Origin of the sequence: Weissella cibaria KACC 11862, assembly GCF_000193635.1 — a bacterium.
Classification (GTDB): domain Bacteria; phylum Bacillota; class Bacilli; order Lactobacillales; family Lactobacillaceae; genus Weissella; species Weissella cibaria.
In genome coordinates this window covers 68,636-81,747 of the sequence record NZ_AEKT01000012.1, presented here as the reverse complement: position 1 = coordinate 81,747, position 13,112 = coordinate 68,636, and the positions used below count along the sequence as shown (strand labels likewise).

At 45.2% G+C, this 13,112-nt stretch carries 11 protein-coding genes; all 11 read right to left on the bottom strand.

Annotation, left to right across the window (positions count from 1 at the left end):
• Nucleotide 1: 1 nt before the first annotated feature.
• The 11 genes from helD to spxB all read right to left on the bottom strand — a co-directional run bounded on the left by helD (nucleotide 2) and on the right by spxB (nucleotide 13,071).
• Nucleotides 2–2,284 (bottom strand): RNA polymerase recycling motor HelD, encoded by a 2,283-nt coding sequence (gene helD, locus ESE_RS0102160; RefSeq protein WP_010370502.1) that lies wholly within the window; start codon nucleotides 2,282–2,284, stop codon nucleotides 2–4.
• 182 nt (nucleotides 2,285–2,466) lie between these two features.
• Nucleotides 2,467–2,721: a hypothetical protein gene (locus tag ESE_RS0102155; protein WP_010370500.1), complete on the bottom strand. Its 255-nt coding sequence runs from the start codon at nucleotides 2,719–2,721 to the stop codon at nucleotides 2,467–2,469.
• Between the two features lie 228 nt (nucleotides 2,722–2,949).
• A complete protein-coding gene (gene recA / locus ESE_RS0102150; RefSeq protein WP_010370496.1) occupies nucleotides 2,950–4,101 on the bottom strand; it encodes a recombinase RecA in 1,152 nt (383 codons plus the stop codon).
• An 84-nt stretch (nucleotides 4,102–4,185) separates the two neighbouring features.
• Nucleotides 4,186–4,662, bottom strand: coding sequence for a nicotinamide-nucleotide amidohydrolase family protein (locus tag ESE_RS0102145; RefSeq protein ID WP_010370493.1), 477 nt, complete (start codon nucleotides 4,660–4,662; stop codon nucleotides 4,186–4,188).
• A 136-nt stretch (nucleotides 4,663–4,798) separates the two neighbouring features.
• The gene (gene pgsA, locus ESE_RS0102140) at nucleotides 4,799–5,383 is read right to left on the bottom strand and encodes a CDP-diacylglycerol--glycerol-3-phosphate 3-phosphatidyltransferase (protein WP_010370489.1); all 585 of its coding nucleotides are present in this window, start codon (nucleotides 5,381–5,383) and stop codon (nucleotides 4,799–4,801) included.
• Nucleotides 5,384–5,408: 25 nt separating this feature from the next.
• Entirely contained in the window at nucleotides 5,409–6,320 is a 912-nt protein-coding gene (locus tag ESE_RS0102135) for a helix-turn-helix domain-containing protein (protein ID WP_010370486.1), read from the bottom strand.
• A gap of 56 nt (nucleotides 6,321–6,376) precedes the next feature.
• Nucleotides 6,377–7,663, bottom strand: a complete 1,287-nt coding sequence (gene yfmH, locus ESE_RS0102130) for an EF-P 5-aminopentanol modification-associated protein YfmH (RefSeq protein WP_010370483.1) — start codon at nucleotides 7,661–7,663, stop codon at nucleotides 6,377–6,379.
• Nucleotides 7,656–8,918: an EF-P 5-aminopentanol modification-associated protein YfmF gene (gene yfmF / locus ESE_RS0102125; protein ID WP_010370480.1), complete on the bottom strand. Its 1,263-nt coding sequence runs from the start codon at nucleotides 8,916–8,918 to the stop codon at nucleotides 7,656–7,658. The genes yfmH and yfmF overlap by 8 nt, the downstream gene beginning before the upstream one ends.
• 135 nt (nucleotides 8,919–9,053) lie before the next feature.
• Entirely contained in the window at nucleotides 9,054–9,284 is a 231-nt protein-coding gene (locus tag ESE_RS0102120; protein ID WP_010370477.1) for a hypothetical protein, read from the bottom strand.
• Nucleotides 9,285–9,389: 105 nt separating this feature from the next.
• Nucleotides 9,390–10,892: a gluconate:H+ symporter gene (locus ESE_RS0102115; protein ID WP_010370474.1), complete on the bottom strand. Its 1,503-nt coding sequence runs from the start codon at nucleotides 10,890–10,892 to the stop codon at nucleotides 9,390–9,392.
• Between the two features lie 349 nt (nucleotides 10,893–11,241).
• On the bottom strand, nucleotides 11,242–13,071 hold the full coding sequence (gene spxB, locus ESE_RS0102110) for a pyruvate oxidase (protein WP_010370471.1): 1,830 nt from the start codon (nucleotides 13,069–13,071) through the stop codon (nucleotides 11,242–11,244).
• Nucleotides 13,072–13,112: the final 41 nt, after the last annotated feature.

Below are 13,112 nucleotides of genomic sequence, written 5' to 3'. Positions count from 1 at the left end.
CTTACCCCTTTTCGTACAAACGCTCGTCAACTTCGGCCAGCAATGGCGTCAATGATGTTACAGCTAAGACCGTTAACTGGTGCATAGCACGTGATGCAATTGTGTAGACCAACTGACGTTCATCATCGCCGTGGTAAACGCCTTCTGAAGCATCCCACATAATGACAGCGTCAAATTCAAGTCCCTTAGCCAAGTAGGCTGGCACGATAATTGTGCCAGGTACCAGACGTTGATTCTCGGTCCGAATAATGGTCACGTCAGCGCGTTCACGGAGTGCCTCGTACGCAACTTCCGCATCTGCCAGTGTCTTGGTAATGATTGCCGTTGTTTCGTCAGCTTCATCATTAGCGACCAATTGCATCAAGGTTGCTTCAACCATCTTATCTTGTGATGGCAAAATCTTAACAACTGGCTTGTCACCCTCACGTTCAAAGGCATCAATTTGGGCACCGTTAATCAAAATGGCCTTTGAGTAATCGGTAATTTGTTGGGTTGAACGATACGTTTGCGTTAATTGCACGTATTCTGACTTTTCTGGATCAAACAAACGTGACAATTCATCCTGCAAACTGACGGCGTTTTCCTTCGTGAAAATGGCTTGGTTCAAATCACCCAACATCGTAAAGCGAGCACGTGGGAAACTAAACTTCAAAAAGGCCAATTGGAATGGTGTGTAGTCTTGGATTTCATCAATAAAGACAAAGCGAATGTCACGCTCACCGCGACTACCCTTAATCAAGTCGAATAACAGCATAAATGGTGTCATGTCGGCCATTGGTAATTCACCGTTCTTCATCTTATTCACTGTGTATTCAACCGACTTGGTCCAATCCGCTTCCGTAATATCGTAGGCCGCCAAGTTAACCAACTTTGGCACAGAACGCAAGAAATGAATAAATTGATTGTTAATATTGATAAAACGATTTCGGTTGACACCCTTGGCGATTGGCGCCAGGGCATTCGTCACAATGATTTTAGCCAAATACTTGGTTTCTTCTTCATCAGACTTAAACTCACGCGGGTTATCACCCAACATGGTGTCATACTGTTCTTTCGTCAAGTTTTGAATTTCAGCTTCGACCCAATCAGCTTGCATCTCATTACCAATTCGACCTTGCAACATCTTCATTAGTCGTTCTTTCGTCCCTTGAAGACGGTTACCCAGCTTATAGTTCTCATTGAATGAATAATAAATGTCGACAATCTTTTCCTTAGAAATGATTTCTTGCCCACGGAACTTAATTGGGCGGACCTTAATATCAGCCTTGTTCAAGCCATCAGCATAGCGTTGCATGGCATCGAAGTAGACACTTGTACCCTTCAAGTCAATGATACGCTTTTGAGCGCCGGCTGGTTGCGCCTCAAAACGTTCTTGTAACGTTTCAAGTTGCAACTTTGGCAAACGGCGTGATGCGTATTGGTAATATGTCATTTGAACCATGTTTTGCTCACCCAATTCAGGCAAAACTTGGTCGATATAATCGTTAAATAGTTGATTTGGTGAGAACATGACCACTTGACCAGACGTCAAATGACCACGATAACGGTAAAGTAGGTATGCCACACGTTGCAAAACAGCTGAAGTCTTACCAGAACCCGCCGCTCCTTGTACGAACAGCAATTCAGCGGCCGTGTTTCGGATAATCTTATTTTGTTCCTTTTGAATCGTCGTCACGATTGACTTCATCTTAGTTGTTGATTCACCAGACAAAGCATTCAACAACATTTGATCACCCACAGCTTCGTCGGTGTCGAAAATCGTCACAATCGTGCCATCTTCAATTTGGAATTGACGCTTCAGGTGAACATTTGCTTCCTGCTTGCCATCTGGTGTTTCGTAGGTCACATTGCCCAAACCCGCATCATAATAAATAGAAGAAATTGGTGCGCGCCAGTCGTAAACCAAGAAATTATCTGGTGAATCAGAGAACGATGCCAAGCCGATATAAATTGGTTCAACCGTCTCTGAACCAGCTTCTTGCACATCAATACGCGCAAAGTATGGTCGCGCTTGTAAACGGTCCAAGACAACCGCTTGGTGCTCAACTGAATTCATCGCCAATTCACGTTCTTGTAACATCTGTTGCTGTTGACGTACAGACATCGCCGTTTCGAACAAGCTGCCGTACGTTGATGACCTAAAGCGGACATCGTTCCACCCATTATCGACGTCAGCCTGTTTTTGTTCAGCATTTTTTCGATCTAAATCATTTTGTACCTTCGCGTCTTGAATCTTCTCCAAGACGGTATCCAAGCGTTGCTGCTCGGCTTCATATGGTTCCATAAACAGGGGTCCCCCTACGTAAATTTAGTGATTCCATGGTACTACAATTTGGGTTTAATTACTACTCTTTTTCAAGTAGTCGTTTTTTACCTAACAACAAATCCCAGCCTTACGACCTAATGAGTCGACAAAGCTGGGATTTGTTAGTTTTTATTGGGCGAGCCACTGTCTTGCCCAGCGTATTAATCTTCTTGAGCGTAATCTGTCACGATAAGGTGTTCTAGGAAATCACGTGCGTCAGTTTCATCAGTCGTGCCTGCAGCGATTTCAGCTTCCACTGCTGCGTGAATCTTAGCCGTAACTGCTTCACTCTCTGCATCTGCGGCAATAACGTGCACGCGGTGGAATTGGTCTGACCAGTAAACCTCAGTAGGTCCCCAAGTGTTCAAATCCAACTTCTTTACCCAATCTTGTACTTCTTGTCTAGTGTATGCCATGATGACTACCTCCAACTGCTTTCGCAGTGATTAACTTCCTTTTCCTTTTTTATTACATGATTAGTATAGAACAACTATTTTGTTGTGGCGATAAAAGGCCTATTATCGCGAATAAATCGCGGCATTCAACGTCCCAATTATGACATAACTTAATAACCTGAAAATCGGCATCAAAAAACTCGTACTACACTACATCGCTGTACCATAATACGAGTTTCCAAAAGTTACTTAGTTTTCATCAATTTCGAGTTCAATATCATCCACGTTATCAGCTGACGTGTCGTTATCATCAGCTGAACCATCGGCGCCATCATGGCTACCGATGTAGGCTTCACGAACTTGGTTATAGACATCATCGTAAATCGCCTTGTGTTCTGGGTCTTCCAACCAACGAATAACATTGACCTTTCCTTGACCAATCTTCTCACCATTATATGAGAACCATGACCCTGACTTAACGATAATATCTTTATCAGCCGCCAAGTCAATCATTTCACCAGTCTTAGAAATTCCCTTACCAAACAAGATTTCAACTTCCACTTCACGGAATGGCGCCGCAACCTTGTTCTTAACAACCTTAATACGTGTCAAATTACCAACCGACTTGATATCATCCCCATCAGCCTTCGTCGCATCAATACCACCCTTACGACGGACATCCAAACGTACTGATGAGTAGAACTTCAACGCACGTCCACCAGGCGTTGTTTCTGGGTTACCAAACATGATACCGATCTTTTCACGTAATTGGTTAATGAAGATGGCTGTTGTACCAGTCTTCAAAATAGCACCTGACATCTTACGCAAAGCTTGTGACATCATACGTGCTTGCAAACCAACCGTTGAATCACCGATTTCACCGTCAATTTCAGCCTTTGGCGTCAATGCGGCAACAGAGTCAATAACGACCATGTCGATTGCACCTGATGTAATCAAGGCATCCGCAATTGCCAATCCTTGTTCACCAGTATCTGGTTGTGACAACAGCAACTCATCAACGTCAACGCCCAATGCCTTAGCATACTCAACGTCCATCGCGTTTTCGGCGTCGATATAAGCGACAATTCCGCCATTACGTTGGGCCTCAGCAACTGCGTGCAAAGCCAACGTTGTCTTACCTGATGATTCAGGTCCATAGATTTCAATGATACGACCCTTAGGGTAGCCACCAATGCCAAGAGCCACGTCCAACTTCAATGAACCAGTTGACGTTGATTGCACCTTCGTAAATTGGCTATCACCTAGCTTCATAACAGATCCCTTACCAAAAGACTTTTCAATCTTCTTCAAGGCTTCGTTCAAGGCATTTTGACGTTCCTTAGGGTCTGCAATCTTTCCTTCCAACTTCTTATTTGGGTTAATGTTTTTTCCTGATGCCATTTTTATCGGCCTCCACTTGTTAACTTAAACTTAATATAAATATAGTGTAACCTAATCGCTACAATAATTCAAATGTTTTCCCAACTATTTTGCCAACTCGGCGAGTTTTGTTGCAATCGCTGCAAAACCAGCTGCGACACTTGCTTCCCGCACGGCTTGCCGATCACCAGTAAAATGGTGCTCCGTGGCGACTACTGATCCATCCGGTGCCGCGACACCAATGAACACCGTGCCAGCCGGATGCCCTTCCAGCGCGTCAGGTCCGGCCACGCCGGTGAAGCTAATCCCCCACGCCGTCTGCAACGTTGCTTTCGCACCCGTTGCCATCGCCTTAGCAACCTCTGCCGACACCACGCCATACGTCGCAATCATGTCCGCTGGCACACCGACGAGTTGCGTCTTGGCAGCTGCAGCATATGTCACAAATGCCCCTGGCAAAACGGCTGAAATACCACTAACACCAGCCAGCGTACTAACAAACATCCCCGCCGTTAAGGATTCTGCCGACGTAATCGTCTCACCTCGTGCAATCAACGCCCGGCCAACTTCTTCATTCGTCATCTGCAGCCTCCAATTTCATGTGTTATCCAATATAGACGATATCATGGTCCATTTGTCCATTTTCTGTCACTACTTATTCTAATACAAAAGGAGGCAGGCTAACACATCAGGTGTCACCCTACCTCCTAATTATGATTTACTTAAAACCATCCGAGAAAACATCGCGGTTCTTATAGAAATAATCAATTCCTGAATAAATCGTTGCTAACAACGCAATCCAGATCATAATCATGGCAAATGGAATATTGGCCATTGCAAACACGATATCATGTAGCAAGAAAAATGAAATAGCAACCATTTGAGAAGCCGTCTTAATCTTGCCTGGCATCGCAGCAGCCAATACCTTACCGTTGTTTTCAACAATCAGCGTGCGCAACCCGGTAATCGCCAATTCGCGAATAACGATAATGGCAACCATCCAAGCAGGTACCCAACCAAATTGAACAAAGAAAATCAATGCGGTCATTACCAATAGCTTATCTGCTAAAGGATCGGCAAACTTACCAAAGTTCGTCACTAGCTTATACTTGCGAGCAATCTTACCATCCGCCAAGTCAGTTAATGACGCCACAATGAAGATAATCGCGGCAACCAAGTGTGTCACTGGCAATTGTGCGCCCGCAACTTGCAATGTTCCCCAATCCAATGGCAATGCCAATACTAGCATAAACACTGGAATCAAAATCATACGGAACACCGTAAGCTTGTTAGGTAAATTCATGACTGTTAACGCTCCTTACTATCTTTTAGCGGGCAAACGTCATTGCAAGGTTCCAGACCGTTGCATTGTTTGCCATCAAGTCAACTGACTTGCCGTCAAGTGATACTGCTGTCGCAGCTGCGTTACCAATTGAAACACGTACACCAGGAACAGTTGCTGGAATCTTAACATCTTGGTTCCCGTTTGCTTGCAATGTACCGTTCCACAAAACGGCACCTGATGCATCACTCACTTGAATCCATGAAGCACCAGTCGTCTTCAAGTTCAACGTCAACTCCTTGTTAGCAGGGGCCTTAACAGTGCCGTAGTTAACGGTGTTGCCAGTTGCTTGACCAGCACCCAAATCAACAGCATCCTTATCCTTCTTCTCAGATGATGCAGAAGAAGACTTCGCAGCTGATTCCTTTGACGCGTCCGTTGAGGACTTTTCAGCATCCGATGACGCTGATGATGACACCTTTGACGTTGTGACAGAGACTGATGACGTTGTGTTTTCTTGCTTAGCTGAGCCAGCAAATGACGCAACTAGTGCCCAAATAATACCAATAATTGCCACCACGGCAACCCCAATTAAAATCTTTGGTAACATTTGGCGCGTCTTTTCAGCCGTTGACTCTTCAACATGGTGCATACCAGCACGCGTCACATTATCTGAATCCACACGTGCCCCACTCAAGTCTGGTTCAACTGTTTGCGTTTGAATATCATGATTTTGCATGAATTCCGTCACGTCTAAGCCAACAGCTGACGCATATTGGCGTACAAACGCGCGCTCGTAGAAAGCACCAGGCAACTGGTCGAATTGACCATTTTCAATGGCTGCTAGGTAGCGCTTTTGAATTTTTGTTGATTGTTGAATATCGTCAAGGGATAGCCCCTTATCAAGACGAGCATTTTGTAGCTCTTGTCCGATTACGCTGTTGCGCTCTTCGTTCATTAGTCTCTCATCCTTAACTATTTATTGTCATTATAATTGCATATAGGCTTATTCTATCACATGTCCAAAGCATTTGGCGTCGCAATTACGGTTGTCAATGCACTGACTTGGGCATTTCTTAAGATTTCTAATACATCTGTAAACGTCAATGCTTGCAAAATATTAATTTCGTCACGTAATGTCGCAAAATCAAAGGTTGATCCTTCAAAGCGAGTGACAATTTCTTCAAGTTGATTCAACTTGTTAATTAAGCGGCCCAAGGCATCTTTCTTAACTAATTCGAAATCTGCTTGCAAAGCCGCAAAACGATCGGCCATGTTTTCCAATTCATCAGCGACTGCATCAATTAGTTCATCAGCTTCTGGTGTCTCGGCGGCAATGGTCAAAAACGCTACCCCACGTTCCCAGTCAAACTCTGCACTGAACGAATCGTCAATCATCCCTGAGTCATACCAAGTCATGTAAGTTGGTGAGAATTCACCAAAGACCAAATCAACTGCCAAACTACCCGCAATTGCAATCCGCAACGCTTCCCGACCAGTCGGCATATCGGCGCCATCATACCAACGTTGTCCCATCGCTACCTTAGGGCGAACAACATCCATTTCGACCTCTAAAATATCATCACTTACTGGTTGCAGCTCGTGAGTTGGCACTGATACTGGCGCCACGGCGGGCCGTTGACCAGCTGGTGATGCGTTAATTAGGTCACGAACTGTTGTTTCATCAAAAGCCCCCGCAATCACGACGTCCATGTTGTCGGGCCGATAGAATGCGTCAAAAGCCAACTGTAAATCTTCTGGCGTCACGCTATGAACTGATTCAGTCGTACCAGCAATATCGTCGGCCATTGGATCATCCTTAAATAATTGGCCTAAAATCAAACGATACAACCGCGCATTCGTATCATCTTGATACATATCGACTTCTTGCGAAATGATATCCTGCTCGCGTGCAACGGATTCAGCCTCAAAATAAGGCTCCTGGGTAAACGTTAACAATTCCTTTAGCGCCTCATACTCGTTCGCCGGGGCGGTTAAAAAGTAACTGGTCCGGGTCTGAGTTGTAAACGCATTGGCATTCGCCCCTAGCTCACTCAACCGTGAAAACGCATCATAGCCAGGTTGTGCAAAGAGTTTGTGCTCCAAAAAATGGGCAAGACCCGCTGGTTGTTTCACCAGTTGTCCGTCTTTTTCAAAACTTTGGTCTCGCGCACCAAAATCAACCGTCACCATGGCAACCATTTGATGGAAGTCAGGTCGTGGTAGAAGATGGAGACGTAGGCCATTTGGTAATGTTTCATGACGCTCATTGGGCGCAAAACGTGTCACAGCATCAGTCATTCTGGGTCCCTCCCACTAATTCATAATGCAGTTGTTTTTTGACTGCGTTCGCAACTTGTTGTACTTGTTGTGCGGTAACCGACTCAACGGCGGCCAACCACTCTTCAGCTGTGGTGTGATACCCGATTAATTCTTGATTCTGCAATCGTTCTGTGATGCGGCCTGGTTGGTCCAAGGAAGTCACATAGTCTGCCTTCATCAAGCGTTTAATCATGGCAAGTTCGTCGTCAGCAACTAATTCCGTCTGTAGGCGGGTCAACTCCGCGTCAATTCGTTGCTCGGCTTCACCTAATTTGGCATGGTCCACCCCGGCCTCAACCATGAGCAAACCAGTGTATGGGTTGTAATCTGAATAGACAGAATAAGCCAAGCCAGCTGACTCACGCACATTCATAAACAAACGCGAGACAGCTAAGCCACCAAACAATGCATTAAACACAAAGCCTTGAAAACGATCCGTCTGCGCAATATGCAATTGATAAGCCAGAATCAAGCGGGCCTGATTCACCTTGTCAAGTTCAACCACCTGCTTAACAGCATCTTTTTCTGGTTGCTCATAATAGGGATTTCCCACAATGGCACGACCGGTTAGTGGCAATTGTTGTACTGCCTGCGTAACTGTCGCAACATCGACATCACCCAAAACAATAATATCAACGCGATCATGCTGCATCGTATCAAACCAGGCATCCCAGGCTTCCTTGGGAGTGACCGTTTTAAGCAAGTCAACAGTCCCGTAAGCCGGCAATGCCTGCACTGGATCATCGAAATAAGCATTGATGGCTTGCCGAGCCGCATAGAACGGCTTTTCTTCCTGTAAACCGGCGATTTCATCAAGTGAGATTTCACGTTGGCGCTCAAAAACAGTTGGATCAAAGCCCTGTTCGGCATCACCGAGTGGCGCGCACATCATCTCCCGGATAAAAGCAAAGCCATCAACCAACAGACTTTCTGAATCTGGTGCAAACGAATCGTGAACCAACGTCATTCGTAGTCGTAACGTGTGCAATGCACCAGTTTTCAAAACATCTGTGCCAAAGGACGCACCATAGAGTTCACTCAGTGCGCGGGCCAAAGCTGTTTGTGAAGGATATTTTTTAGAAGCCGTTTCCAGCATATTGCTGGCTAGGACACGGCCGCCCAAAGAAGTCGCGTCATGTTGGCGGGTGAAATTAACGAGAATTCGGGTTGTGGCAAATTGCTGGCTAGGCAGTACGTGTAAAAAAACGCCTGGCTGTACAGTTACGGTGGTCAATGGCAATACCTTCTTGTTTCCAAACTAAAAGCGCGTAATTGAGACGCGCCCTTGTTTTGTTGTAGTCCGACTGTGTCATACAGACACGCTAGTTACTTTAAGTATACCTTTCCGGACCACGTTTTACCATCGCTTTTACGCCTGAGTATCCTTCTCTTCTGGCAGTGCCATTTGGAAGCTACGCAAATGTCGTAAGAGCGTTGAAATCATCATCAACACTGCAATTGCCAACATGCTAATTGTTAACAGCGTGATAATCCAACCACCGATTCCCAACACCGAAACATGAAAAATATAGAGTAAACAGAAAAGCCCCGTTGTGTTATACCAGACCCAGCGGACCCACTTATTATGCCAAACCTTCATGACCTATCCCCTAAAAGTATCTTAGAAAAAATTATTATAGACATAATCGCAAATAAAAATACCCTAACTTTGACTGAAGTTAGGGTATTTTATGACATGTGTAAGTTATGAGAAGATGGCTGACAAAATCAAGATAACAATCAAACCAACAACTGAAATGATTGTTTCAAGGACAGTCCAAATCTTCAACGTTTGTGGTACGTCCAAGTCAAAGAATTCCTTGAACATCCAGAAACCAGCATCGTTAACGTGTGAAGCTGCCAATGAACCAGCACCGATAGCAAGCACAACAAACGCTGGGTTAACCGCCGTTTGGTTAGCAACCAAAGGCGCCACAATTCCGGCCGTTGTCAAACCAGCAACCGTAGCTGATCCAACAGATACACGCAAGATAACGGCAATCAACCATGCGAAGATGATTGGTGACAATGACGTGTGTGAGAATGCTGTGGCAATCGCAGTTGAAATACCACCGGCCGTCAAGATTCCCTTGAAGGCTGCACCACCACCGATAACCATCAACAAGTTAGCGATTGACTTCAATGCTTCTGACATTGAGCCACCAACTTCTGACATCGTACGACCTTGCTTTGGTCCCATTGACCAGATCGCAAAGGCCATTGCAATAACCATCGCAATCACTGGGTTACCAAACATGGCAATCACACGGTCAAGCGTTGATGGATCCGTCAAGTAACCGTGACGAGCTGAAGCGGTCATCGCCTTCCATGCTGCATCCCCGACCATACCTGAGTAAACCTGCTTACCACCGTTGTGGGCCAACGTGTAAACCGTTGAAATCAACATGAAGAACACAGGCATCAATGACGTCACGATTGACAAGCCAAATGATGGCGTCTCTTCCAGCTTAAACGTCTTGACTTCACCGATTGCATCCAAGTGCTTTGTAATCTTGAACGCCTTTGGCTCAATCTTACGTACGAAACGTGTGAACAAAGGTCCCGCTACAATCAACGCCACAATGGCAACGATGATTCCGTACATCAAGACAACCCCGATGTTAGCACCCAAAACGTTCGTCACAGCCGTTGGTGATGGCTGTGGTGGCAAGAATCCTTGGGCTGCTGACAAAGCAGCGGCCATTGGAATTCCAAGATACAACAATGATACGCCAGCTTCCAAAGCAATTGTGAAGACGATTGGAATCAAAACAACCAAACCAACTTCAAATAGCAATGAAATTCCGATAATAAATGAGGCACCCGCAACCGCCCATTGCAACTTTGACTTACCAAACTTGTTAATCAAAGTTGTTGCGATACGGTATGACCCACCAGCATCAGAAACCAAACGACCAATCATTGACCCGAAACCGAAGACAATGACCAACTCACCCATCGTGCCACCGATACCGTTCTTAAGCGCATCGGCAATACCAGCTGGGTTCATTCCCAAACCAAGAGCCACGAGAATTGATGTAATAATCAATGACACAAACGTGTTAACCTTGGCCTTGAGAATCAAAAATAGCAAAATAGCGATACCCACCACTAGGACCAAAAATGGCCAAACGTTCAAGCCGTTTGACATCCATTGGTACAACCCTGTTGAAGGATCAGTAGTGAGGCCTGCAAGTACAGAAAACATTCCAAACACCTCTACAAATAATCTCAAAAAAATATCTCTTTAAATTTTATGAAATCGTTTTCATAAAACCAACTTTACTAGTATACACCCTAAGTAAGCGTTTGCGCACAAAAAGTTCGTGGATTTTTTAATAAACGGTATTCCAGTTGCGTGTGCTGTTTTTGTCCAACATTTAGGAATGTATCTGTTGGTCACCGCTTTGGACCAGCAATTTATTAATTGCCTGCTTAGCCGACTTTGGTCATCTCAGCCATCAGAGAACAACTCGGCTGCCGCAACAGGGACGACACGCACTAAAAAAAGAAGCACCCACACAATGGTAGGTGCTTCGTATTTATGAACTAATTAATTAGAAGTTGTACTTCGTGTCTTCGTCGTTAACCTTAACGACTTGTGACTTAAGTCCCTCTTCTTCAAGGAACTTACGGAATGGTACAAGTTCTTGTGCATCAAAGCGCTCCTTAAAGGCCTTGATTTCTTCTTCAGTTGCAAGCGCTGGATCGAGCTTCAAACCTTCGACAGGAATTGGACGCTCCTTCGTGATCTTGGCATCAACGACTACGACACGACCTTGCTTGTAGTAATCAACGGCTTCTTGCATCACCTTATCGATGTCAGCAATGCTGTTAACCGTCAAACCAACAGCACCTTGGGCTTCAGCAATCTTAGCATAATCAACATCACCAAAGTCAACGATTTCATCGTTACGGTACGTGTTGGTATCCTCGTACTTGTCCTTGATGAAGCCGTATTGCGTGTTCGTCATAACAACGTTGATAACTGGCATGTTGTAACGAACAGCCGTTACGATATCTGAATCAGTCATCGCAAAGGCACCGTCGCCGGCAATGTTAAAGACTTGACGATCTGGGAAGACGTTCTTTGCACCAATTCCACCAGGGATGGCAATACCCATCGTGGCAAACAATGGTGATGTACGCCACATGTTCTTAGGCGTCATGTGCAAGTGACGAATTGACATTTGCGTCGTGTCACCAACATCAATTGAGAAGATTGCATCTTCATCAGCATACTTGTTGATTGCGTTGTAGACTTGGTATGCCTCCAATGGGCCTTCCGTCTTCGTCTCAATCTTGTGCATGTAGTCACGCCAGTTTTGCGCATCCTTCAAAGCAGCGTTCCACCAGGCTGACTCAGCAACTGGTTCAACCTTCTCCAAAAGTGCCTTAACTGCCAAACCAGCGTCAGCCAACATCGCAACGTCAGCCTTGTGGCGACGGCCAAGACGAGCTGGGTTGCTATCGATTTGGATAAAGTGCTTTACAACAGCCATGAAGTTCTCAACTTGTGAGAATGGGTAGTTGTTACCAATGAACAAAACAGTGTCTGCTTCGAAGATAACATCGTTTCCTGACTTCCAAGCAACACGTCCAGCTGAACCCATCAAACCTTCAAAGTCATAATCGAACGCTTCGTAACTCTTGGCAGTCGTCAATACCGGCGCCTTCAACTTACGAGACAACTCTTGGACAAGTTCACCGTGACCGATTGTACCGAAACCAGCGTAGATAACTGGACGCTTGGCATTCTTCAAAATTTCAACGGCTGCGTCAACATCAGCTGCCTCTGGTGCAACAGGCTTGTACTCCTTGTAGATGTCACCAGATGAGTAAATTGGGTTAGCGTAGTTCATCTCGGCATCAATTTCAGCAAAACCGAAATCAGCAGGCACTTCAAGAACGGCAACACCCTTCTTTGAAATCGCTGTACGGATGGCATCATCAATCATGTATGGCAATTGCTCAGGTACCGCAACACGCTTGTTGTAAACCGCAATGTTGTTGTACATAGGGTTTTGGTTCAATTCTTGGAATGAATCCATTCCCAACTCACGTGATGGCTTTGAACCCAAGATGGCCAAAACCGGCGTTGCATCCATTGCAGCATCATACAAACCGTTAATCAAGTGCGTGGCACCAGGGCCACCAGATCCGACAGCAACCGCCATCTTACCGCTAAACTTGTATTGCATGGCAGCTGCCATACTTCCAACTTCTTCGTGCTTTACTTGAATAAACTTAATGTTGTTTTCAGGGTTACTCATTGCGTTCATCAAACCGCTCAAAGTACCAGAAGGAATACCGTACATCGTATCGATACCCCAACCTTCCATAACCTTCAATGCTGCCAAACCGGCAGTAATCTTCTTATCTGACATCGAGATAAGCCTCCTGTTTTAAAAAAATCAGTAAAATTTCA

Excerpts from the sequence above, each read along its gene's own strand:
- helD (WP_010370502.1), bottom strand. The coding sequence starts at position 2,284 with ATGGAACCATATGAAGCCGAGCAGCAACGCTTGGATACCGTCTTGGAG.
- ESE_RS0102155 (WP_010370500.1), bottom strand. The coding sequence starts at position 2,721 with ATGGCATACACTAGACAAGAAGTACAAGATTGGGTAAAGAAGTTGGAT.
- recA (WP_010370496.1), bottom strand. The coding sequence starts at position 4,101 with ATGGCATCAGGAAAAAACATTAACCCAAATAAGAAGTTGGAAGGAAAG.
- ESE_RS0102145 (WP_010370493.1), bottom strand. The coding sequence starts at position 4,662 with ATGACGAATGAAGAAGTTGGCCGGGCGTTGATTGCACGAGGTGAGACG.
- pgsA (WP_010370489.1), bottom strand. The coding sequence starts at position 5,383 with ATGAATTTACCTAACAAGCTTACGGTGTTCCGTATGATTTTGATTCCA.
- ESE_RS0102135 (WP_010370486.1), bottom strand. The coding sequence starts at position 6,320 with ATGAACGAAGAGCGCAACAGCGTAATCGGACAAGAGCTACAAAATGCT.
- yfmH (WP_010370483.1), bottom strand. The coding sequence starts at position 7,663 with ATGACTGATGCTGTGACACGTTTTGCGCCCAATGAGCGTCATGAAACA.
- ESE_RS0102120 (WP_010370477.1), bottom strand. The coding sequence starts at position 9,284 with ATGAAGGTTTGGCATAATAAGTGGGTCCGCTGGGTCTGGTATAACACA.
- ESE_RS0102115 (WP_010370474.1), bottom strand. The coding sequence starts at position 10,892 with ATGTTTTCTGTACTTGCAGGCCTCACTACTGATCCTTCAACAGGGTTG.
- spxB (WP_010370471.1), bottom strand. The coding sequence starts at position 13,071 with ATGTCAGATAAGAAGATTACTGCCGGTTTGGCAGCATTGAAGGTTATG.